This is a genomic window from Kitasatospora cathayae (assembly GCF_027627435.1).
In the GTDB taxonomy this organism is placed as follows: domain Bacteria; phylum Actinomycetota; class Actinomycetes; order Streptomycetales; family Streptomycetaceae; genus Kitasatospora; species Kitasatospora cathayae.
The window spans coordinates 2,018,056-2,039,008 of record NZ_CP115450.1 but is presented as its reverse complement, the minus strand read 5'-3'; the positions used below and the strand labels follow the sequence as shown (position 1 = coordinate 2,039,008).

At 73.5% G+C, this 20,953-nt stretch carries 19 protein-coding genes; 8 read left to right on the top strand and 11 right to left on the bottom strand.

The genetic code is table 11. The features are described from left to right. The first annotated feature begins 16 nt into the window (after positions 1-16). Together O1G21_RS09180 and O1G21_RS09175 are read left to right on the top strand one after the other, a co-directional pair. The gene (locus O1G21_RS09180) at positions 17-340 is read left to right on the top strand and encodes a hypothetical protein (RefSeq protein ID WP_270142375.1); all 324 of its coding nucleotides are present in this window, start codon (positions 17-19) and stop codon (positions 338-340) included. A 246-nt stretch (positions 341-586) separates the two neighbouring features. Further along, positions 587-2,581 carry a cholesterol oxidase substrate-binding domain-containing protein gene (locus O1G21_RS09175; RefSeq protein ID WP_270142373.1) on the top strand — a complete coding sequence of 665 codons (1,995 nt, stop codon included), beginning with the start codon at positions 587-589 and terminating at the stop codon, positions 2,579-2,581. 245 nt (positions 2,582-2,826) lie between these two features. On the opposite strand, the gene O1G21_RS09165 is transcribed toward O1G21_RS09175, so the two are convergent. After that, the gene (locus tag O1G21_RS09165; protein ID WP_270142371.1) at positions 2,827-3,141 is read right to left on the bottom strand and encodes a hypothetical protein; all 315 of its coding nucleotides are present in this window, start codon (positions 3,139-3,141) and stop codon (positions 2,827-2,829) included. 140 nt (positions 3,142-3,281) lie between these two features. On the opposite strand from O1G21_RS09165, the gene O1G21_RS09160 reads away from it, so the two are divergent. The 6 genes from O1G21_RS09160 to O1G21_RS09135 all read left to right on the top strand — a co-directional run bounded on the left by O1G21_RS09160 (position 3,282) and on the right by O1G21_RS09135 (position 9,313). After that, positions 3,282-4,469: an acyl-CoA dehydrogenase family protein gene (locus tag O1G21_RS09160; protein ID WP_270142370.1), complete on the top strand. Its 1,188-nt coding sequence runs from the start codon at positions 3,282-3,284 to the stop codon at positions 4,467-4,469. 183 nt (positions 4,470-4,652) lie between these two features. Next, on the top strand, positions 4,653-5,027 hold the full coding sequence (locus O1G21_RS09155; RefSeq protein ID WP_270142368.1) for a hypothetical protein: 375 nt from the start codon (positions 4,653-4,655) through the stop codon (positions 5,025-5,027). Next, the gene (locus O1G21_RS09150; RefSeq protein ID WP_270142366.1) at positions 5,024-5,836 is read left to right on the top strand and encodes an ATP-grasp domain-containing protein; all 813 of its coding nucleotides are present in this window, start codon (positions 5,024-5,026) and stop codon (positions 5,834-5,836) included. Before O1G21_RS09155 ends, O1G21_RS09150 begins: the two co-directional genes overlap by 4 nt. A gap of 163 nt (positions 5,837-5,999) precedes the next feature. After that, positions 6,000-6,878 carry an alkaline phosphatase family protein gene (locus O1G21_RS09145; RefSeq protein WP_333493441.1) on the top strand — a complete coding sequence of 293 codons (879 nt, stop codon included), beginning with the start codon at positions 6,000-6,002 and terminating at the stop codon, positions 6,876-6,878. A 416-nt stretch (positions 6,879-7,294) separates the two neighbouring features. Next, positions 7,295-7,777, top strand: a complete 483-nt coding sequence (locus tag O1G21_RS09140; protein WP_270142365.1) for a hypothetical protein — start codon at positions 7,295-7,297, stop codon at positions 7,775-7,777. Positions 7,778-7,999: 222 nt separating this feature from the next. Continuing rightward, positions 8,000-9,313 carry a multidrug effflux MFS transporter gene (locus O1G21_RS09135; RefSeq protein WP_270142363.1) on the top strand — a complete coding sequence of 438 codons (1,314 nt, stop codon included), beginning with the start codon at positions 8,000-8,002 and terminating at the stop codon, positions 9,311-9,313. 155 nt (positions 9,314-9,468) lie between these two features. Here O1G21_RS09135 and O1G21_RS09130 read toward each other — a convergent pair whose 3' ends face one another. The 10 genes from O1G21_RS09130 to O1G21_RS09090 all read right to left on the bottom strand — a co-directional run bounded on the left by O1G21_RS09130 (position 9,469) and on the right by O1G21_RS09090 (position 20,814). Continuing rightward, complete coding sequence (locus O1G21_RS09130; RefSeq protein ID WP_270142362.1) at positions 9,469-11,211, bottom strand: glycosyl hydrolase family 18 protein; 1,743 nt, start codon at positions 11,209-11,211, stop codon at positions 9,469-9,471. Between the two features lie 547 nt (positions 11,212-11,758). Next, positions 11,759-12,313, bottom strand: a complete 555-nt coding sequence (locus O1G21_RS09125) for a hypothetical protein (protein ID WP_270142360.1) — start codon at positions 12,311-12,313, stop codon at positions 11,759-11,761. Between the two features lie 194 nt (positions 12,314-12,507). Further along, positions 12,508-13,458, bottom strand: coding sequence for an ABC transporter substrate-binding protein (locus O1G21_RS09120; protein ID WP_270142358.1), 951 nt, complete (start codon positions 13,456-13,458; stop codon positions 12,508-12,510). A gap of 54 nt (positions 13,459-13,512) precedes the next feature. Continuing rightward, a complete protein-coding gene (locus tag O1G21_RS09115) occupies positions 13,513-14,190 on the bottom strand; it encodes an ABC transporter permease (RefSeq protein ID WP_270142356.1) in 678 nt (225 codons plus the stop codon). After that, positions 14,187-14,855 (bottom strand): ABC transporter permease, encoded by a 669-nt coding sequence (locus O1G21_RS09110; RefSeq protein ID WP_270142354.1) that lies wholly within the window; start codon positions 14,853-14,855, stop codon positions 14,187-14,189. Before O1G21_RS09110 ends, O1G21_RS09115 begins: the two co-directional genes overlap by 4 nt. Further along, positions 14,845-16,056, bottom strand: coding sequence for an ABC transporter ATP-binding protein (locus tag O1G21_RS09105; RefSeq protein ID WP_270142352.1), 1,212 nt, complete (start codon positions 16,054-16,056; stop codon positions 14,845-14,847). Before O1G21_RS09105 ends, O1G21_RS09110 begins: the two co-directional genes overlap by 11 nt. Positions 16,057-16,355: 299 nt before the next feature. Next, entirely contained in the window at positions 16,356-16,742 is a 387-nt protein-coding gene (locus O1G21_RS09100; protein ID WP_270142350.1) for a rhodanese-like domain-containing protein, read from the bottom strand. Next, positions 16,736-17,326, bottom strand: coding sequence for a cysteine dioxygenase (locus O1G21_RS09095; protein ID WP_270142348.1), 591 nt, complete (start codon positions 17,324-17,326; stop codon positions 16,736-16,738). The genes O1G21_RS09100 and O1G21_RS09095 overlap by 7 nt, the downstream gene beginning before the upstream one ends. Positions 17,327-17,526: 200 nt before the next feature. Then, positions 17,527-17,604: a putative leader peptide gene (locus O1G21_RS41720; RefSeq protein WP_101948289.1), complete on the bottom strand. Its 78-nt coding sequence runs from the start codon at positions 17,602-17,604 to the stop codon at positions 17,527-17,529. 102 nt (positions 17,605-17,706) lie between these two features. Next, positions 17,707-20,814: a hypothetical protein gene (locus O1G21_RS09090; protein WP_270142347.1), complete on the bottom strand. Its 3,108-nt coding sequence runs from the start codon at positions 20,812-20,814 to the stop codon at positions 17,707-17,709. Between the last annotated feature and the right edge of the window lie 139 nt (positions 20,815-20,953).

Here is a 20,953-nt window from a genome sequence, read left to right as displayed (position 1 = left end):
GGCCCACCATGGCGGCATGACCAGCCACGATGCCGCAACCGCCCGCTACGAGGCGATCGCCGACGACCTGGAAGCCCGGGGCGCCCACCGCTCCAGGATGTTCGGCATGTCCTGCCTGAAGGACACCAACGGCAAGGCCTTCGCGGGGTTGCACGGGAACGAGCTGGTCTGCCGGCTCGGCCGGGACTCGGCGGAGCACGCGGAGGCGCTCGCCCTGGCGGGGGCGCACCCGTTCGATCCGGCGGGCGGGCGGCCGATGAAGGACTGGGTCTGCCTGCCCGGCACGGCGGCCGACCGGTGGCAGCAGTACGCGGAGGCCGCCCTCGCCGCGCCGCGCTGACCCCGGCCCGCCCGGAGGCGGCGCGGAAGGGGTGGAGGGGGTGGACGAGGTGGGCGGAGTGGATGGGGTGGACAGTGGACGGGTCTCACCCGTTCGCGTCATGATCACTCGAACGAGTGATATCCCGGCCGGATCGCTTCAAACGGCCGTACGGCACTTCGTACGCTCCTGACCGGGTCGGGCGGACACCGACCGCCCCGGAGCACCGCAGCCCGGCCCGGGGGACTGACGCAGGGGGCGGACCGGATGACCACAGGACACGACGACCACAGCGCGAGCGGCGCGAACAGTGCGAGCGGCGCGAACAGTGCGCGCGATGCGAACAGTGCGCACGATGCGAACAGCACGAACAGCACGAACAGCACGAACGGCGCGGCGGACGGCCGGGGCAGTGGGCGGGGCGCCGGACGCGGCCTGAGCAGGCGGCAACTGCTCGGCGCCTCCGCGGCATTCGGCGGCGCGGCCTGGCTGCTGCGCGGCACCATCGGCCCGGACAGCGCGGAGGCCGCCACACCGGTACCGCCCGGCCTGCCCGCCGACACCGAGCTCTACCAGCGGGTCTTCCAGAACTGGTCCGGCGAGGTCCACACCGACCAGCTGTGGACCTGCGCGCCACGCACCCCCGCAGAGGTGCCGGCCCTCGCCGACTGGGCGCACGCCAACGGCTGGCGGCTGCGTGCCTCCGGCTACCGGCACACCTGGGCACCGCTCACCGTCGCCAACGGGACCCCGGACAGCGCCCGCGTCCTGGTCGTGGACACCAGCCGCTACCTCACCGCCATCACCGCCGACTCGCCCACCACCGTCCGGGCGCAGAGCGGCGCCAGCATGGAGGCGCTGCTCGCCCACCTGGCCGACCGCGGCCTCGGCCTGACGGCCTGCCCGGCGCCCGGCGACCTCACCGTCGGCGGCGTGCTCGCCATCGGCGGCCACGGCACCGCCGCCCCGGCCGACGGCGAACTGCGCCCGGACGGCCACGGCTACGGCTCGGTCAGCAACCAGGTGGTGCGGCTCACCGCCGTCGTCCTCGACCCGGCCACCGGCCGCTACACGCTGCGCACCTTCGACCGCGCGGAGGCCGACAGCGCCGCCTTCCTGGTGCACCTGGGCCGGGCCTTCCTCACCGAGGTCGTGCTGCGCGCCGGCGCCGACCGGCCGCTGCGCTGCGTCAGCCGGCTGGACATCCCGGCGAGCGACCTGTTCGCCCGTCCCGGTGCCGCCACCGGCGGCGGACTGCTCGGGGGGCTGTTGGGCGGCGGCGACGGCCCGCGCACCCTCGCCGACTTCGTCGAGCGCGACGGCCGGGTCGAGGCGATCTGGTTCGCCTACACCGACTACCCGTGGCTCAAGACCTGGACCGTCGCTCCGACCAAGCCGCTGTCCTCCCGGGCCGTCGACCAGCCCTACAACTACCCCTTCTCGGACAGCGTTCCGGAACCGGTCGCCCGATTGGCCGGCCAAATCGTCTCCGGCGCTTGGGGATCGGCCCCGTTGTTCGGCCAACTCCAGTACCTGGTCGCCAAGGTGGCGCTGACCGGTGACCTCACCGACGTCCTGCTCTCCGGCGGACTGCTGCGCGAACTGCTCACCGGCGACCTGATCACCCACTTGCTCGCCGGCGGCCTGCGCTCCGACCTCTGGGGCCCCTCGCGCACCCTGCTGCAGTACGTCCGGCCCACCACGCTGCGGGTCACCGCCAACGGCTACGCGATCCTGACCAAGCGCGCCGACCTGCAGTGGGTGGTCAGCGAATTCGCCGCCCACTACCGTCAGTTGCTCGCCGAGTACCAGGCCCGGGGCGAGTTCCCGGTGAACGGCGCGGTGGAGATCCGGGTCACCGGCCTGGACGACCCGTCGTACTCCGGCGTCCCCGGCGCCCGGCCCCCGCTGCTGTCCGCGCTGCGACCGCGGGCGGACCGGCCGGCGTGGGACACCGCGGTCTGGCTCGACGTCCTCGCCTTTCCCGGCACGCCCGGACTGGAGCCCTTCGCCCGGGAACTGGAGCAGTGGCTGCTACGCACCTTCGACGGCACCCGGGCCGGCCTGCGGGTCGAGTGGTCCAAGGGCTGGGCCTACACCGCCGAGGCGGCCTGGTCGGACCAGGACCTGATCGGCCGGGTCATTCCCGACAGCCTGCGCGCCGGGGGTGGGCCCGGCTGGGACGAGGCGGTCGCCGTCCTGGACCGGTACGACCCCCATCGGGTGTTCGGGAACCCGTTCCTGGACGGGCTGTTGAAGTAGCCCGAGCCGGATGACCCGGAACGGGGCGAGGCGAACAGCTGACAGATTTCGAAATCTGTCAGCTGTTATCCGTTAGCTGTCATCTGTCATCTGGTCGCCGGGGTGCTCGCGTGGCGCCGGGCGCCGTCCCCCGCGGTGGTCGTCGCCGGTGCGGCGACCACGGCGGTGCTGCGGCTGTGCGGAGTGGCGTGAGTGGGTGAGTCGGTGAGTGAGGGCGGGCGGAAGCCCGCCGTCGACCGTCACCGTCAGCCGTCCTCCGCCACCCGCTCCGCTTGCACCTCGGGCCGCTTGCTGTCCGACAGCACCTCCCACACCTTGAACACGCAGTGGTAGTCGCGCATGCTCCCCTGCGAGATCAGCAGGTAGGTGTCCCCGTCCCGGAGCAGCGTCTGCCGCCGGCTGGTCATCGGGTGGTCCGGCGTGTAGGTCGGGACGATCCGCCGCAGCTCCGCGACGGCCTCCTCGCGGGTCCCCTTGACCTCACCGAGCACCTTGCTGCCCCAGGTGCGGTCCCTGCCGACGCCCACCGTCTCCTCGACGACCAGTGCCCAACGCGTCATGCCCCGTCTCCCCTTGCGTGTTCCGTTCCGGCTGTCCCGGCGGCGCGACATGTCGCCTTCCTCACTCGTTCCGGCCGGTCCGAGGTCGGGAGGGTTGCGGAATACTCGCCGGTGTCCCGCCGAGACTACAAGGAGCTTCAATGACGAAGCCGACCCGGATCGACCCGTCCGACCTGCTCGCGGTCGGCGACCTCCTCTCCGACGAGGAGCGGCTGATCCGCGACACCGTCCGCCGTTTCACCGAGGAGCGGATCCGCCCGCACATCGGCGACTGGTTCGAGCGCGGCGTGTTCCCGGCCCGCGAACTCGCCCCCGAACTCGGCGCCCTCGGCGTGCTCGGCATGCACCTCGACGGCTACGGCTGCGCGGGTGCCGGCGCCGTGGCGTACGGGGTCGCCTGCATGGAGCTGGAGGCGGCCGACTCCGGGCTGCGCAGCTTCGTCTCCGTCCAGGGTTCGCTCGCGATGCGCTCGATCCACGCCTTCGGTTCCGAGGAGCAGAAGCAGCGCTGGCTGCCCGGCATGGCGACCGGTGAGCTGATCGGCTGCTTCGCCCTCACCGAGCCCGACTTCGGCTCCGATCCGGCCAACATGCGCACCCGGGCGGTCCAGAAGGGCGGCAAGGGCGGCGACTGGGTGCTGTCCGGCAGCAAGATGTGGATCACCAACGGCAGCATCTCCGACGTCGCCGTGGTCTGGGCGCAGACCGAGGAGGGAGTGCGCGGCTTCCTGGTCGAGCGCGGCACCCGCGGCCTGACCGCGACCGACGTGCACGGCAAGCTCTCCCTGCGCGCCTCCGTCACCAGCGAGCTGGCCTTCGACGAGGTGGTGCTGCCCGCCGACGCCGTACTGCCCGGCGTCACCGGTCTGCGCGGACCCCTCTCCTCGCTCAACGAGGCCCGCTACGGCATCCTCTGGGGCACTGTCGGCGCCGCCCGCGACTGCTACACCGCCGCCCTCGACTACGCCAAGACCCGCATCCAGTTCGACCGCCCGATCGCCGGCTTCCAGCTCACTCAGCAGAAGCTGGTCGAGATGATGCTGGAGGTCGAGAAGGCCTACCTGGTGGCGCTGCGGATCGGCCGGCTCAAGGAGCAGGGCGCGGCCCGCGCGCCGCACATCAGCTTCGGCAAGCTCAACAACGTCCGCGCCGCGCTGGAGATCGCCCGCAGCGCCCGGACCGTCCTCGGTGCCAACGGCATCACCACCGAGTACCCGGTGCTGCGGCACGCCAACAACCTGGAGTCGGTGCTCACCTACGAGGGCACCAGCGAGATCCACACCCTCGTCCTGGGCGAGGCCATCACCGGCGAGTCGGCCTACCGCTGACGGGCCGTCCGGCCCTCCCGGGCGCGGGGGCGGGCGCGAATCGGGCCGTTGCCGGATCAGGCCGGACCGAAACCGGACCGGAACCGGACTGGGCTGGGCCGGCCCGGATCCGGTTCCAGACCGGAACCGGCCCGGGCGAAATCCGGTGGCCGGGCCCGTCGCGGCCCGGCTACCGTCCCTGCCATGACCAGTCAGTCCGTCCAGCCGCCCCCGACCACCACTCTCTGGCGCCCCACCGGCCCGCAGGAGCTGGCCCTGGTCGAGGCCGCCGACTGGCGTGCCTGGCCGCCCCGGCTGCCGGAACAGCCGATCTTCTACCCCGTCCTCAACGAGGACTACGCGATCCGGATCGCCCGCGACTGGAACGTGCCCGCCTCCGGCGTCGGCTACGTCACCCGCTTCGAGGTGGAGACGGAGTTCCTCGCCCGCTACCCCGTCCAGCAGGCAGGCGGTCGGACGATCCTCGAACTCTGGGTGCCGGCCGAGGAGTTGGACGAGTTCAACCGGCACATCGTCGGCCGCATCGAGGTCGTCCACGAGTTCCGGGCGGAGCGGTGAGCGCCAGCAGCACGCCCGTCCTGCTCACCTCCGCCCAGTCGACCAGCACCACCGCGCTGCTCACCGGGGCCGCCGCCCGCCGCGGCCTGGCCACCGCCGTGCTGACCGGCCCGGACACGGTCGAGGAACTCGCCGGGCGGCCCGTCCACTGGTACGGCGGGCCGCTCGCCGCCGCCCGGATCGCGGCGCCGCTCGGCCTCGCCCTGCTCGAGCCCGAGGACGACTGGCTCGCCCGCCTGCCCGAGGAGTTCACCCGCCGCCGGATCGAACTCACCACCCTCGCCGAGGCCTGGACGCTGCGCCACCCGGCCTTCGTCAAGCCGCCCGCCGACAAGTCGGTCCAGCCCGCGGTCTACCCGGACGGCTCCCGGCTGCCCCGCAGCGGCGAGCGGATCGGCCCGGACACCCCCGTCCTGATCAGCGAGCCGGTGACCTTCGCCGCCGAGTACCGGCTGTTCCTGCGCGACGGCGAGGTGCTGACCGGCAGCCGCTACGCCCGCTTCGGCCGACTCGACCCGGCGCCGCTGACGGCGGCCGCCACCGCCTTCGCCCACCGGCTGCTCGACGCCGTCGGGGACACCCTGCCCAGCGCCGTCGCCCTGGACGTCGGCCCGATCGCCGACCCGTACGACCCTGCCGAGCACTGGGCCGTGGTCGAGGCCAACCTGCCCTGGTTCGCCCACTGCTACGCCGCCGACCCGGACCGGGTCCTGGACGTCGTGCTGCGCGCGGCGGGGCCGGCCGGCCAACTCGCCGAGTCCGACCGCCGCTTCGTCCGGACGATCCCGACGATCCGTACGATCGGCTGACGACGGGCGGGTGCCCGCGACCGGTCGGCCGCCCGACACCTCACGGACACCCGCCGTTCGACGGCCGGACGCCGAACGGTACGGCGGGCCGTGAAGCATGGCGCGGTCGGCGGCGCCCTCGGCGGGCGCGGCCGGGTGTGCACGACCGAGAGGAAGCCCCACCATGTCCGCTGCCCAGTGGCCCCGCCCCCGCGTACTCGTCATCGGGATCGACGGAGTCCGCCACGACTACCTGGCGCAGGTGCCGATGCCGCGCCTCCAGGAGGTCGCCGAGGCCGGGTTCCTCGTGCCGGTCACCGTCGCCGACACCACGCCCACCATGTCCGGGCCCTGCTGGGCCACCATCGTGACCGGCGTCGAGCCCGCCAAGCACGGCGTCTGGGGCAACCACCTGGGCGGCAACCGGCTGGACGTCTTCCCCGACTTCGCCACCCGCCTCAACCGCGGCGACCGCCGCCGCACCTTCGTCGCGGCCGGCTGGGACCCGCTGATGATCAACGAGTCCGGCGGCCCGCTCTTCCGCGCCCCCGGCCGGCTCTCCTACATAGCCCCGGCCGAGGACACCCCCCAGGCCTGGGAGACCGTCGACGAGGAGGTCACCCGGGAGGCCGTCCACGTCCTCGGCACCGCCGACCCCGAAGCCTCCTTCGTCTACCTCGGCGCCGTGGACGAGACCGCCCACTTCCTCGGCTGCGGCGAGGAGTACCGCGCCGCCATGCGCACCGCCGACGAGCGCCTCGGCCGACTGCTGGACGCCGTCCGCGGCCGGGCCACCCACGCCGAGGAACAGTGGACCGTCATCGTGGTCACCGACCACGGGCACGTCGACGCCGGCGGCCACGGCGGCCGTACGGTCGAGGAGCGGACCGCCTGGGTCGCCTGCGCCGGGCACGACATCCCGGCCGGCCCGCCCACCGGCGAGATCCGCCACCCCGACGTCGCCGCCCAGGTGTACGCTTCGCTGCTGCGCCCGATCGACCCGCACTGGACCCTCGACGGCCGCCCCTTCCCGGTCGCCCGTCCGGTGCCCGCGGCCGTCTGACCCGTCCCGACCTGATCCCCTCCGTACCGCCGATGCCCCAGGTGCAGCAGGCCGGGCTGCGGCGGAGCCCCACCTGAGTCAGGCTCGATCGGGGCTCGGAGCGGACACGGAACCGGCGTGGCCGCCCGAGCACCGGAACGGCACGTACCTCGGGGACCGGGCCGGTGGACATACGCCTGAAGGTGGAGACGCTACCCCGTGGGTTGGGTGCAGAATCGCGACCTCGTGGTGACGCTCCGGCAGATCGGCCCGGGCCACGATGGGTACACCCGACCGGCGGACCACTCCGCCCGGACGGGCCGCGGACGGACCCGCGACGGCTCCGTCCGCATCGGACGCACCGGTACCGGGCGCCTCGGTACCGGACGCACCGACGACGGACGCATCGGCAACGGACACGGAGAGGGCAGCCAGGCATGAAGGGCATCGTGAGCAAGGTCGCGCTGGGAGTCGCGGGCACCGGCATGGCCGTCGCCGTGGCCGCCGTGGCAGTCGGCCCGCGGGTGTCCGAGTGGTACGACGGGCGCCACCAGGAGCAGGCTTCGTACGACAGCGGCTCGCAGGCCAAGGCCGAGCGCCGCTCGATACCGACCTGGCTGCCCGACAACGCCTCCTCGGTGAAGTACCTGATGTCCACCACGGGCGACGATCGACTGCTGCGGGCCACGCTCCCCGAGGGGCGGCTGCCCGCCGGCTGCAGCACCGGGGCGCCGGGCCGGGGCCCGCACCCGGTGCCGGTCTCGCTCAAGGCGGGCTGGTTCCCGGAGGGCGTCGCGGCCAAGGCCATCGGCACCTGCGGGCACTACAATGTGACGCTCACCGGCAACCAGCTCTACGCGTGGCAGGACGGCGCGACGCTGCAGGCGGCCCTGCGGGCCGAGCACGTCGCCAAGCACTGAGGGTGCTGATTCGGGCGCTGACCGCGGATCAGCCGTCCTGACCAGGGAACGAACGGCCCGCCGGGCACCGGAAGGTGCGGGCGGGCCGTCGTCGTGCGCGTGCTGTGGATCGGCCGGTGGGCGGATCCGTCCCGGTGCACCCCCGCCGTCGTCCGTGCCCGCCGGGCTGCGATAGGACGGATCGCGAACGAATCCCACGTCACCGCGTCCGTTAGGAGAGCCATGCCCGGCCCGACCGTCGGCCCCGCCGACGAGACCTCCGTCGGCCCCGCCGACGACCCGTCGACCGCTTCCGCCCCGACCACCGGCACGTCGACGGCCCTCGGCCCGACCGGCCCCGGTCGGGCCACGATCGCCGTCCTCGGCGGCCTCGCCGCGCTCGGCCCGTTCACCACCGACCTCTACCTCCCCGGCCTGCCCGCGATCGCCGACGACCTGGCCGCCGAACCGGCGGCCGTCCAGCTCACCCTGACCTTCTCGATGTTCGGGGTCGCGGCCGGGCAACTGCTCTTCGGGCCGCTCAGCGACCGCTTCGGGCGCCGACCGCCGCTGCTCGCCGGACTGGTCGCCTACACCCTGTCCAGCGTGGTGTGCGTGCTCGCGCCGAACCTCTCGGTGCTGATCGCCGCCCGGTTCGTCCAGGGCGCGGCCGGGTCGGCGGGGCTGGTCATCGGACGCGCCGTCGCCCGGGACCGCTTCCAGGGCGTCGCGATGTTGCGCTTCCTCGCCTCGATCGCGCTGATATCCGGGCTGGCGCCGATCCTCGCCCCGATCACCGGGGCGCAGCTGATGCGCTTCACCTCCTGGCGCGGCACCTTCGGGGCGCTCACGGCGCTCGGGCTGCTGCTCGCCCTGGCCGCGTTCGGCGCACTGCGCGAGACGCTGCCGGCGTCGGCCCGGAACGGCGGCGGGGTGGGCGCGGCGCTGCGCATGATCGGGCGGCTGCTGCGCCACCTGCCGTTCCTGGGGCTGGCGTTGACCAGCTCGCTGGCGTTCGGCGCGCTGTTCGGGTACATCAGTGGCTCGTCGACGGTGCTGCAGCACGTGTACCAGGTCTCGCCGCAGACCTACAGCCTGCTGTTCGGACTGAACTCGGTGTCCATCGTGGTGATGACCCAGTTGAACGGGCGGGTGCTGGCACCGCGCTTCGCGGCGCGGTCGCTGATGCTGGCGGGGCTCGGGGCGGCGGTCGCGGCCGGGGTGGCGCTGGTGCTGCTGACGACGGTGTGGGACTTCGGGCTGGCCGGGTTCTGTCCGCCGCTGTTCGTGCTGATGGGCAGCCTCGGGGTGGTGCTGCCGAACACGGCGGCGCAGGCGCTGAGCCTGGTCGAGCCGCAGGCGGCCGGGACGGCCTCGGCGCTGCTGGGGACTGGCAACTTCCTGTGCGGCGCTGTGGTGGCGCCGCTGAGCAGCCTCGGCGGACGGCCGTCGGCGGTGTTGCTGGCGGTGGTGGTCCTGGGCTGCGGGGTGCTGGCGCTGGCGGCGTACCTGACGCTGTGCCGGCCGGGGCGGCTGCGGGAGGCGGTGGCGGGGTGAGGGCGGGCTCGCGGGTTGCGGGTTGCGGCGGACAGCTGACGCCTGACGCCTGACGACGAACGGATGACAGCTGACAGATGTTGAAATCTGTCAGCTGTCATCCGTCATCTGTTACCCGTTATCGGTTACCTGTCAGCCGTCGGCCGCCCCCGCCCTCAGGTGATCGAGAAGTCGTCCCCGTACACGCTGCCCTGCCCGTACCAGCCGTGCAGGTACACCGTGACGGCGCCGGAGGCGCCGGTGGTGAAGGGGACGGTCAGCTGGGTCCAGCCCGAGGAGTTGGTCCAGGTGCTGGCGGTGGCCCCGCCGTTGACGCCCAGGTAGGCGTAGTTGCCCTGCACCCAACCGCTCAGCGTGTAGCTGGTGTTGGGCTTCAGCGACACGGTCTGGGTGCACTCGCCGGTCTGGCTCGCGGAGGGCGCGGCCTGCAGCGCGTACGAGCCGGAGTGGACCGGCGCGGTCACCACGCCGCCGCCGCTCTGGCAGCTCCACGGAGCCAGGTTGCCGGTCTCCAGCCCGCCGTTGACCAGCCCGGTCGACGGAACTGTTCCGGTGACGGTCAGCGAGTAGGTCGCGGTGTGGGTGCCGGAGGGCGCGCTACCGGTGACCGTCAGCGGGTAACTCCCGGGCGCCACCGGCGAGGTGGTGGCGATGTTCAGGGTGGCGCTGCCGCCGGCGGTGACGCTGCCAGGGGTGACGGTGGCGGTGACGCCGGCCGGGGCACCGCTCACGGAGAGGTTGACGCTCTGCGCCGAACCCGCCGTGACGGCCGTCGCGATGGCCGCCGAGGCGGACGAACCGGCGGACACCGTCCCGGTGTTCGGGTTCACCGCGACCGAGAAGTCGTTGATCACCGTCGAGCCGCTGGTGAACGGCGCGAAGAGGTGGGTGAAGTCCCAGGTGCTCTGGTTGATGCCGGAGCAGGAGTCGTCCCCGCCCTTGCCCGGGCAGCTGCCGTTGTCGCGCTGGAGCGCCCAGAAGGACAGCGTGTTGATGCCCTTCGAGACCGCCCAGTTGTACACGGTGGTGGCGTTGGCCAACGTGAAGGTCTCGGCCGCGCCGAAGTCGTCGATGCCGAGCATCTCGGTGATCCCGATCGAATCCCACAGCTGCGTCGGGGACTTGGACGGGTAGAGCCGGGCCAGCTGGTTGTACAGGCCCTGCGCCGAGGTCTGGGTGTCGGCCGCCATGTCGTGGGTGGCGTTGTCGTAGTAGTCGAAGGTCATCATGTTGACGACGTCGATCCGCGCGTTGTTGCTGACCGCGTTCCGCAGCACCGCGAGACCGCTGTCGGCCAGTCCGCTGGTGGTGGTCGGCAGCGTGTAGGAGAACTGGACGTTGCGCCCGTTGGCGGCGGCCCAGTCCTGCACGGTCTTGATCGCCTTGTTGCGGCGGTCGATGCCGGCCGTGTTGGTCAGCGAGTTGTCCTCGATGTCGAGGTCGATCCGGCTGATGTCGTAGGTGGTGATCAGGTTCTCGTAGGCGGCTGCGATCTGGTTGACGTCGGTGCAGCTGTCGGCCAGTTCGGTGCCGGTGTTGTCGGCGGTGTAGCCGCCGAAGGAGGGAATCACGTCCCCGCCGTTGGCGCGGATGGTGGCGATGTCGGCGCCGAAGGTCGAGGAGGAGACCGGCTTGGAGGTGTCGCCGTTCCAGTACGGGCTGCAGGAGCCCTTGGTGGCGGCCTGCAGGAAGGCCATCGTCAGGTACTTGGCGCCGGACTGCGCTGCCAGGGTGGCGGGGCTCTGGCCGGTCCAGGACTCGAAGTAGGGCGCGAAGACCCGGCTGGGGAGCGGGGTGGCGGCCTGGGCGGAGCCCGTCCCGGCGGCGACCAGACCGGCCGAGGCGGCCAGCGTGGCACAGGCCGTCAACGCGGCCTGGACGGTTCTGCGAAGACGCATGGATTCTCCAACAGACTTGGTGGGTCAGGAGGTTGGGGAGGTGCTGGACGGTCCGGTGCGTCGTCGGCCGTGTGGGGTCGGCCGCGCGGGCCCCGAACCGGGGGCGTTCGGTGCGGACGCAAGGGCGTGCGGAACCCACCGACTCGCGCGGAGGCGGGCGACGGTGTGAACGTGCGCGCGCCGCGCGGAGCGGGGGGGGGTGGAGCGGAGCAGGGCAGGGCGGTGCCTCAGCCGCCGGTGGTCACACCCCCACGGTGCATCCCGGTCGGATCGACATGCTTATGTTTGGACTAGACCACTGCTCTGTCAAGGGGCCTGGCGGTTCGTCAACGTACCGCATCGGTCGCCGAAGGTGAGTGATCGGCGGCTTGGGATCGCCACGGGTTTGCCATGGGCATCGGGCGGCTCGGCTCGGTTCGCCGAGCGCCTCCTCGACCGCCACCCGCAGGAGACGCAGACGCCGGTGGCCGCGCACCGACGGGCGGGGCGCGGCCACGGCTGCCCGGAGCTCGGGACAACGGGCGGTTCGGGGGTGCGGCGGACGGCGTCAGCGCGACGGCGGGCAGAGGGTGGCGCGCAGCGCGTCGTCGATCTTCGCGGCGGTGTCCGGCCCGAAGCCCTGCGGGTGGTCGGGTGAGGTGAAGTGCTGGTTGGCCAGCTCGATCAGCTTCGCCTTGTCCTTGGGGAACTGGTACATCGCCTGGCACTGCTGGCGGGCCTGCTCCACCGCCTGGTCGGGCTTGCCGCCGACGATCGCCGGGTCGATCGCGTTCAGCGCGGCGACCACCTTGCCGGTCAGGTCGGCGTCCGGCTTGGCGGGCAGTCCGGCGTCGGCGGGCGGCGCGGGCTTGGCCGGGGTCGACCCGTCCGCGCCGGGTGCCGAGGGGTCGGACGGCGCGGGTGTGCCAGGGGTGGTGGGTGCCGTAGCGGTCGAGTCGGCCGTGGCGGCGCCGGACGGGGTGGCGACGGCGACGGTGGGGGAGCCGGCCGCGGCGGTGGCCTTGTCCGAGCCCGAACCCGAGCCGGAGCCCGAGCTGGAGCAGGCAGCGAGGCTCACCGCGGCGAGTGCCGTGAGGGAGGCGGCGAGGAGACGAGTGCGCATGCCGTCACACTGTCATGTTCGCGGCGTGGAAGGGAAGCCTCCGCTCGGGGTCCCCTCCGGCGGACGTGACGGCCCCGGGCACGGCGGACGGCGGCGCCGGAGGGAGCCGAGGAAGCCCCTCCGCGCCGCCGTCCGCCGTACCGGTTCAGCAGCCCTCAGCCCTGAAACCCCAAGCCCTCAGCCCTGTTCGGCCGTCAGGCGAGTCCGTTGGCCTTCAGCCAGTCCTTGGCCACCGTCGACGGGTCCTCCTTGTCGACCGAGACGCGCTTCATCAGCCCCGTCAGCCCGGCCGTGTCGAGCTTTGCCGACACCGCGTTGAGCGCCGCCGTCGCGGTGGCGTCCACGCCCGCCTTGTTGACCAGCGGGGTGACGTTCTGCGCGCCGAAGACGTGCTTCGGGTCGGTCAGCGGGACGAGTTTGTACTGGACGATCTTCGGGTCGGTGGTGAACACGTTGCCGACCTGGATGCTGCCGTCCTTGAGCGCGTTCGCCGTGGTGTCGGCGGTGGGCTTCCACTCCTTGAAGGTCAGCCCGTAGACGTCCTTGAACTGCTGCTCGCGGCGGGACTTGAACTCCGGCGGGCCGCCGATGGTGAACTCGCCGGCCTTGGCGGCCAGGTCGGAGACGCTCTTGAGGTTGTACTTGTCGGCGGTCTCCTGGGTGACGCTGAGCGAGTCCTTGTCCTCGGCGGGGGAGGAGTCGAGGATCCCCAGCGAGGCGGGCAGCGCCTTGGCCAGCGCCGCGTCGACGTCCTGGGTCGTGACGGCGGTGTTCTTGGCGTCCAGGTAGGCGAGCAGTGCGCCGTTGTACTCGGGCAGGACGGTCAGGTTGCCGCTCTGCAGCTGCCCGTAGAGCACCTCGCGGCTGCCGATGTTGAACCTCTCCTCGACCTTGACGCCCTTGGCCTGGAGCGCCTGCGAGTAGATCGAGCCGAGCAGGACGTTCTCCGGGAAGTTCGCCGAGCCGACGACCACCGTCCCGCCCGAGCCGCCGGAGCCGCCCGACCCGGCCGCACCGCCGGAGGCCGAGGCGCTCGGTCCGCCGCCGAGCGGGTCGCTGCTGCTCGCGGAGGAGCTGCAGGCGGTGGCGCCCAGGGCGAGCGCGGCGAGCGTGCCGAGGAGGACGGCGCGCCTGCTTCTCTTCATCGTCGACATGGTGACAGTTGTCCTTCCGGAGCGGATGGGAAAGGGGGGTGGGCCTCAGCGGGCCCGGCGCTGGGCGCGAATCCCGGGCGGGAGCGCGAACCGGGCGAGCAGCGCGAAGAACAGCTGGGCACCGACCGCGAGCAGCACCACCAGCAGCGCGCCGCCCACGGTCACCGCGTACTGCCGGGTGGCCAGCCCGTCGATGACGTAGCGGCCGAGGCCGCCCAGTCCGACGTACGCGGCCACGGTGGCGGTCGCGATCACCTGGACGGTCGCGGTGCGGAAGCCCGCCAGCAGGGTCGGCGCGGCGGACGGCAGGCAGACCTGGAGGAGCACCTGGGGATGGGTCAGCCCGATCCCGCGCGCCGCGTCCCGGACGTCCGGGTCGGTGCCGCGCACCCCCTCGACGGCCGCCACCAGCAGCGGCGGCGCGGCCAGCGCGACCAGCGGGATCAGCACGGCGGTGTCGCCGACCCCGGCGAGCAGCACCGCGAACGTCACCAGGCCGAGGGTCGGCAGGGCGCGGGCGGCCCCGGCGAGCGCGGTGACCAGGGTGACACCGCGCCCGGTGTACCCGATCAGCAGGCCGAGCGGGACGGCGAGCAGCGCCGCGTAGAACAGGGCCTCCCCGGAGAGCATGAGGTGCTCGGAGACCCGGTGCACGATCGAGTCCGGCCCGCTGCGACGGGCCGGGTCGGAGAAGAAGTCGCTCAGCCAGTTCAGCCAGTTCACGAGCCCGCCCCCTGCTCCCGGACGGCCCAGGGTGCGAGCAGCCGGCGGGCGGCCACCAGCAGCAGGTCGACGGCCAGCGCCAGGACGGCGATCAGCGCGATGCCGGCCACGATCGGGGTCGGGAAGGTGCGCTGGAAGCCGTCGATGAACAGGTAGCCGAGCCCGCCGCGCCCGACCAGCGCGCCGACGCTGGCCAGCGAGATGCTGGAGACCGCGGCGACCCGCAGTCCGGCGATCAGGTACGGCACGGCGGCGGGCAGTTCGACGGCGGTCAGCCGGTGCCACGGCCCGTACCCCATCGCAGTCGCGGCCTGCCGGACGGAGTCCGGGACGGCGCGCAGTCCGTCCACGGTGGTCGGTAGCAGGACGGCGAGGGCGTAGAAGGTGAGCGGGATCATCACCGTCGCCTGGGTGGCGAGCCCGGTGTACGGGATCAGCACCACGAAGACGGCCAGCGAGGGCAGCGCGTAGACGATGTTGAAGACGGCGGACAGCGGCTGGTACAGCCGGGGGAAGCGGGCGCAGGCCAGACCGAGCGGGACGGCCAGCAGCAGCCCGATGAGCACCGGGACCAGGGCGATCACGGCGTGGTCGGCGAGCAGGTTGCCGAGGTAGCCGAGGTGGTCGCCGATCCAGTACCAGCGGACGATCGGTTCATCGTCCACCGTCGGCTCCGTCCGCCGCGCCGGTCTCGTCCGTCCCACCCACGGTGTCCGTCCTGCCCACGGTGTCCGTCAGGCCGGCGCTGTCCGTCACACCCGCGCTGTCTGTTACGTCCACGGTGTTCGTTACGCCCACGGTGTCCGTCTTGTCGGTCCTGACCGGCGCGAGGCCGACGGGCGTGAGCGCGGCGAGGACGGCCTCGCGGCTCGCGGTACCGATCGCCCGGCCGTCGGCGTCCAGTGCGACCGCGACCCCGGCGGGGGAGAGCACGGCGGCGTCCAGGGCGGCACGCAGGGTGTCGGTGTCCGGGTGGTAGCCGGCGGACGGCTGCAGTTCGGCGGTACCGGCGCCGCGGTCGATCCAGCCGATCGGGCGGCGCTCGTCGTCCAGGGCCAACTCCCAGCCACCGTAGCGGAGTCCGTCACCGACCAGGCGCAGTGCGACGGCCTTCGCGGGCCGCAGGCCGAGGCCGCGCAGGCCCCGATCGCGGCCGAGGAAGGCGGCCACGCCGTCGTCGGCGGGGGAGGTCAGCAGGGTGTGCGGGTCGGCCAGTTGGGCGATCCGGCCGTGTTCGCGCAGCACCACGACCTGGTCGCCGAGCCGGACGGCCTCCTCGATGTCGTGGGTGACGAACAGCACCGTCTTGTGCAGCTCGGACTGCAGCCGCAGCAGCTCCTCCTGGAGCCCGGCCCGCACCACCGGGTCGACGGCGCTGAAGGGTTCGTCCATCAGTAGCACCGGCGGGTCGGCGGCCAGTGCCCGGGCCACGCCGACCCGCTGCTGCTGGCCACCGGACAGCTGGAACGGGTAGCGCTTGGCGGTCTCGGGCGCGAGCCCGACCAGTTCCAGCAGTTCGGCGGCCCGGGCGCGGGCCTTCTTGCGGTCCCAGCCGAGCAGGTAGGGGACGGTGGCGATGTTGTCGATCACCTTGCGGTGCGGGAAGAGCCCGGCCTGCTGGATCACGTATCCGATGCCGCGGCGCAGCTTGGCGGGCTCCAGCTTCGCGACGTCCGTGTCGTCCAGCAGCACCCGGCCCGAGGTGGGCTCGACCATCCGGTTGACCATGCGCAGCAGGGTGGTCTTGCCGCAGCCGGACGGCCCGACCAGGACGGTTATCCGACCGGTCGGGACCTCCAGGTCCAGTCCCTCGACCGCGATGGTGCCGTCGGGGTGGCGCTTGCCGGCGCCCTCGAATCTGATCACGGAGTGTTTCCTCGTCAGGGCGCCCCGGGGAGGCGGCGCCTGTGTCGGTCGGTCGTTCGGGTCGTTCGGTTGACGGCGGTTGCACCGCCCGGGCGTTCTTCCGCCCGCGTGGCTGCCCAGCTTCGGACCGGCGGAAACTCTGATCAGACTATGACCTGCATCATCTCCTGTCCCTGATTTACGACCCGGCACGCGGCACGCACGCCGCACGCACTCGGCCTGCCCGCGGCCTGCACGCCGCACGCACCCGAGACCCGGCACCCGGCATTCACCGGACACACGCCCGGCGTGACGACGGTTCAGCCTCCGGAGCCGGTCGGCAGTCCGTCCGCCGCCCAGCCGACGAACCCGCCGTCCAGGTCGGTCGCCCGGTGCAGTCCGAGTTCGCGCAGTGAGGCGGCGGCCAGGCTGGAGGCGTAGCCCTCGGAGCAGACCACGATCACCTCGACGTCGTAGCCCGAGGCCTCGGGGATGCGGTGACTGCCCGTCGGGTCGAGCCGCCACTCCAGGACGTTGCGCTCGATGATCAGCGCGCCGGGGATGTCGCCCTCGGCCGCCCGTTGCGCCGCCGGACGGATGTCCACCAGCAGCGCGCCCTCCAGGTGGGCCTGGTACGCCTCCCGGGCGCGCGGGCGGTGCACGCCCTCGCGGGCCCGCTCCACCAGGTCGTCGATCGTGGTCACCATTGCTCCGGTCCTTCCTCCGAGGTGCGGACGAGCCCGCCGGCCCGCAGGTCGTAGTGCGCCATCGAGCTGAGCGGGGGTGAGTAGGCGTGCAGGGTGACGGCCGGGCCGGAGGCGGTGTTGCGTACGTCGTGCACGTACTCCGGGCCGAAGGCGCGGGCGGTGCCAGCCGGAATCCGGCGGATCAACAGACCCTGGTCCGGGCCGCCGAGGGAGAGCTCCTCCAACTCGCCGAGGGCGACGGTGAACGCGCCGCGCGAGCCGCCGTGGTCGTGGAAGCCGGTCGACTGGCCGGGCAGCCAGCTGATCAGCCACACCTCGTGGTCGTCCTCGGCCACCAGGCGTTGGTACCAGCGCTCCTCGGTGGAGAGGCGGACCAGGTGGATCCACTGCTCGGGCTGCTCGGCCAGCTCCCGGACGACGGTCCGCAGGGCGTTCGGAGTGAGCGGGGCGTTCGGGGTGTGCAGGGCGTTCGGGGTGTGCAGGGCGTTCGGAGTGAGCGGGGTGTTCGGCCTGTGCGGGGCGGCCGGGGCGAGCGGGGCATTGGGGGAGTGCGGCGGGGTCTCGGAGGCGAGGTCCAGGCTCATGGGGCGTCCTCGGGTGCGGCGGTGCGGCGGGAACGTCGGCAGGGGTGCGCCCGGGGCCGGCGGTGTGGCGTGGCTGCGGAGCGGCCGGTCACGGCACGCACGGGTGCCGTCGGGCGGGCGGGGTTCAGAACTGCGGGTGCGGGTGTGCGGTACGGGCCCTGGCAGGGGTCACAGGGCGGGACCGGCGGAGTGGAGCAAGGTCAACAGGCACAGATGGAACTCGCCTGGCGTCGCAGATCGACGTGCAGGCGGCAAACCAGAGTGGTGCCGGAGTCCATGCACCGGATCCTTTCCGAGCCGGTCGGACGAAGTCAAGCCGGGGCGCCCGTCTGTTGCGCCCTGTTAACTCCCCCGGCTCGACGTTCGCCCCGACCTCCGGCTCACCCCTCCGCAGGACGGCGGGGCACCGGCGGAGCCGCCGCGGAGTGGCCGGACGGCGTCGCGGGCGTGTCGCCCGGCGGCTGGGCGGGGACGGGCGCGGCGGGGACGGGCGCGGCGGCCGCGAGGGCCTGCTCGATCACCGGCCCGGCCTGCGCGCCCAGGTAGCGGCCGAGCGTCTGGTAGGCGTCGAACTGCTGGTGGTCGAACCACTGGTCGCTGGTGCCGTCGTTGGGGAAGGCCCGGTTGGCCACCGCGTAGGAGTGCAGCTCGTACGGCATGTCGGCGGTCAGGACCGCCTGGAGGACGACCAGTGTGCCGTGCCGCTCGGAGTCCGGTTCGCCGGCGACGGCCGGGTAGTGGACGTCCCCGGTGATCACGCCCCGGACCGAGAGCCGGTCGGCGAGCTGGGCCGCCAGGCCCTGCAGGGGCGTGCCGCCGCCGTCCCGGTCGGTGGTGGCGCTGCCCGGGATCAGTACCTCGGGCTGGTGCAGGGTGATGACGATGCCGAGCTCCTCGTGGGCCAGGGTGATCGCGGCGGCCAGGTTGCCGGCGTAGCCGGAGTCCCCGCTGGCGTCGATGCTCACCGCCGTCCGCACCCGGTGCCGCAGCAGCTCCACCAGACCGAGGTTCTCGTAGTGCCCGCCGTCGGTGGTGAGCAGGAAGCGGTCGTCCGCCGGGAACCGGCCGGTCAGCTCCCGGAGTTGGTACGGGAGACGGCGGACGGCGGGCTGCCCGGGGCGGCGCCAGTCCGGCGTGCCGGACCAGGCCGGGCCGAGCTGCTCCGGGTTGGGCAGCCACGTCCCGAGCCGGGCGTTGGTCACCGCGAACAGCCCCTGGTAGACCCGGGACTGGCGGCCCATCGCGGAGGAGAAGGCGGCGCCGGACACCGCCATCGCCGATTGGACGGTGAGGTCCCGGGCGATGTGCCGCCGGGTGCGCCGCTCCAGCAGGTCGGTGCGCGCGTACCCGACGTCCGGTCCGCCCACGTAGTCGTGGGAGAACGAGAAGGAGACCGCCCGACGGCCGGGCGGGGTACGGGAGTTGCCGGACAGGTTGGCCGCGGCCGAGAAGATGACCTGGGGGAAGTCGGGGTGCCGGGCGGCGTAGTGGCTCAGCCAGGTCTGCTCGCGGTAGAAGTCGTACCGGCGGGCCAGCGAGCGGCCGCCCTCGGTGACCCGGCGCACCGCGAAGGCCGAGGCCAGGCGCAGCCGGTAGAACGGGTGCAGGCTCATCCAGGTCTGGTCGAGGTTGAGCCCGACCGCGCCGAGTACCAGCGGCAGCAGCACCTGGACGGCCGTCGGCCAGGCGTACCCGGTGGCGACCGCCCAGCCGAGGGCCAGCAGCGCGCCCGCCGTCAGCGCGGTGAGGGCGGCCCACACCACGAGGTACTGGGGGAGGTTGGCGGTCAGCCCGCCGCCGAACCGGCCCGCGCCGCGCAGCGCCCCGCCGAGGGCGCTCACGCCCCGGCCGATCGCCCGGCGGTCGCGCCAGAGTATGCCGAGCAGAAGGGCGAGGTAGCTGAGCACCACGGTCAGACTGAGCCCGGCGCCGGTCAGCTGCGGGCCGGCCGCCAGCGCCTGTTGGAGCCGGACCGCGCCCCAGGCCAGGCCCGGCACCGCCAGCACCCCGAGCGCCAGCAGGCCGGCCAGTGCGAGCGCGGCGTGGTTGAGCCGGCGCAGCGCGCGCGGCAGCAGCGCGTGCCAGCCGAGCGGGGGGAAGGCCAGTAGCCAGAGCAGCCAGCACCCGGCCGCGGCGGCCAGCAGCGCGCCGAGGGCGGCCAGTGCGGGTGTACGGAACGCCAAGTCGCCCGGCACGGCGCCCGGGTGGCGCAGGCCGGCGGGCGCCAGGGCACTCAGGTCGGTGAGCGGGACGGCGTGGTAGAAGCGGCTGAGGCCGAGGCCTAGCACCAGGACGGCGGCCAGCAGCAGGGTGAGCGCGGACAGCACGCCGCGCAGCAACGTCCCGAGGGCGACCAGCCACTCGCCGGCGCCGTCGGCGATGTACTTGCTGTGGCGGCGGAGGTGGTCCTCCTCTGGGGAGCCCGGCTCCATCACGGTGTCGGCCGTCAGGCCCGAGACGGCGCGCACCGGACTGCCGGGCGCGGAGTCGCTGAGCGCCAGCTGCAGCGCGCCCACGGTGTAGCCGCCGCCCGAGACCGAGACCAGGTAGCGTGCCCGTTTCAGCCACGGGCGCAGGGCCTGGAGCGCGCCGAGCGTGACGCAGGCCGAGCGGATGCCGCCGCCGGAGGCGCAGAAGCCCAGCTCGGCGGGCTCGCGGCCGGGCGGCACCCGGCCGGCGTCCCGCCAGTGGGTGTGGGCGCCGGGGGCATCGGCCGTCACCCGCTCCTGGTGCGGAGGCCGGCCGCGCCGTGCGGCCACCGGCCACGGCGGGATCAGCGCCGGCCGCCCGGGGTCCCGCTCCTCGGCCGGCTTCCCGGCGGGGGACCGGAGGCCGCGTGCCGCCCGGGCGGCCGTCACCGCCAGCAGGCCCGCGGCGGCCGTCCCGGCGGGCAGGAGCAGCAGCCAGGCGACGGCGGCGAGCGCTGCGGCCACCGCGAAGGGGCTGTCCGACCCGCCGTGGTCGAGCCCGAGGCGCAGCAGGACGTTCGCCGCGAGGTCGCAGCCCGCCGCGAGCAGCCCCGCGGCCCCGACCACGAGCGCCGAGCCGAGCCGGAGCCGCCGCCCGAGCACGTACCCGCCCAGCAGCGCGGCGGCCACCAGCGTCAGTCCGTAGCCGGCGATCAGCCAGGGCTCGGCGCGCAGTTCGGCCAGGTACGCCGAGGAGCGCTTGCCGACCACCGCCTCGGCGGCCGCCCGGGAACCGGCCAGCTGTAGGGCGGTCAGGCCGGTCCGGGGCACCGGGCCCCGGCTCAGCAGGAGGCCGAGAGCGAGCGGCAGCAGGGCCCCGAGGGCGAGCAACAGGCCCGCCCGGGCGGGCAGGGCAGGCGGACGCCCCGCCGGGCCGTCGCCGCCGGTGGCTCCGGCCGTGCCGGTCGGCGTCGACGCGCCCGTCGGTGCCGTGGTGTCCGCCGTACGCTCCCCGTGTTCCCCGTGTCCCTCCTTCTCCTCGTGTTCCTGGCGCTCCTCGTGCTCCTCGACCGCTGCCATCCGTACTACCCCCGTTCGGCCTCCTGCCGACCGTCGATCCCCGTGTCCGATCCCCGAAGTCGGGCTGCAACGCCGTCGGATGACGGTCCGTCGCGGCGTCCACGCGCGTTCTACCCCGCCGTGGCGGATTCCGCACCCT

Bases quoted from the DNA above. Each gene is read 5' to 3' on its own strand.
- O1G21_RS09135 (WP_270142363.1), top strand. From the start codon at position 8,000: ATGCCCGGCCCGACCGTCGGCCCCGCCGACGAGACCTCCGTCGGCCCC.
- O1G21_RS41720 (WP_101948289.1), bottom strand. From the start codon at position 17,604: ATGGACTCCGGCACCACTCTGGTTTGCCGCCTGCACGTCGATCTGCGA.
- O1G21_RS09175 (WP_270142373.1), top strand. From the start codon at position 587: ATGACCACAGGACACGACGACCACAGCGCGAGCGGCGCGAACAGTGCG.
- O1G21_RS09180 (WP_270142375.1), top strand. From the start codon at position 17: ATGACCAGCCACGATGCCGCAACCGCCCGCTACGAGGCGATCGCCGAC.
- O1G21_RS09155 (WP_270142368.1), top strand. From the start codon at position 4,653: ATGACCAGTCAGTCCGTCCAGCCGCCCCCGACCACCACTCTCTGGCGC.
- O1G21_RS09095 (WP_270142348.1), bottom strand. From the start codon at position 17,326: ATGAGCCTGGACCTCGCCTCCGAGACCCCGCCGCACTCCCCCAATGCC.
- O1G21_RS09140 (WP_270142365.1), top strand. From the start codon at position 7,295: ATGAAGGGCATCGTGAGCAAGGTCGCGCTGGGAGTCGCGGGCACCGGC.
- O1G21_RS09165 (WP_270142371.1), bottom strand. From the start codon at position 3,141: ATGACGCGTTGGGCACTGGTCGTCGAGGAGACGGTGGGCGTCGGCAGG.
- O1G21_RS09125 (WP_270142360.1), bottom strand. From the start codon at position 12,313: ATGCGCACTCGTCTCCTCGCCGCCTCCCTCACGGCACTCGCCGCGGTG.
- O1G21_RS09120 (WP_270142358.1), bottom strand. From the start codon at position 13,458: ATGAAGAGAAGCAGGCGCGCCGTCCTCCTCGGCACGCTCGCCGCGCTC.
- O1G21_RS09130 (WP_270142362.1), bottom strand. From the start codon at position 11,211: ATGCGTCTTCGCAGAACCGTCCAGGCCGCGTTGACGGCCTGTGCCACG.
- O1G21_RS09100 (WP_270142350.1), bottom strand. From the start codon at position 16,742: ATGGTGACCACGATCGACGACCTGGTGGAGCGGGCCCGCGAGGGCGTG.
- O1G21_RS09160 (WP_270142370.1), top strand. From the start codon at position 3,282: ATGACGAAGCCGACCCGGATCGACCCGTCCGACCTGCTCGCGGTCGGC.
- O1G21_RS09090 (WP_270142347.1), bottom strand. From the start codon at position 20,814: ATGGCAGCGGTCGAGGAGCACGAGGAGCGCCAGGAACACGAGGAGAAG.
- O1G21_RS09145 (WP_333493441.1), top strand. From the start codon at position 6,000: ATGTCCGCTGCCCAGTGGCCCCGCCCCCGCGTACTCGTCATCGGGATC.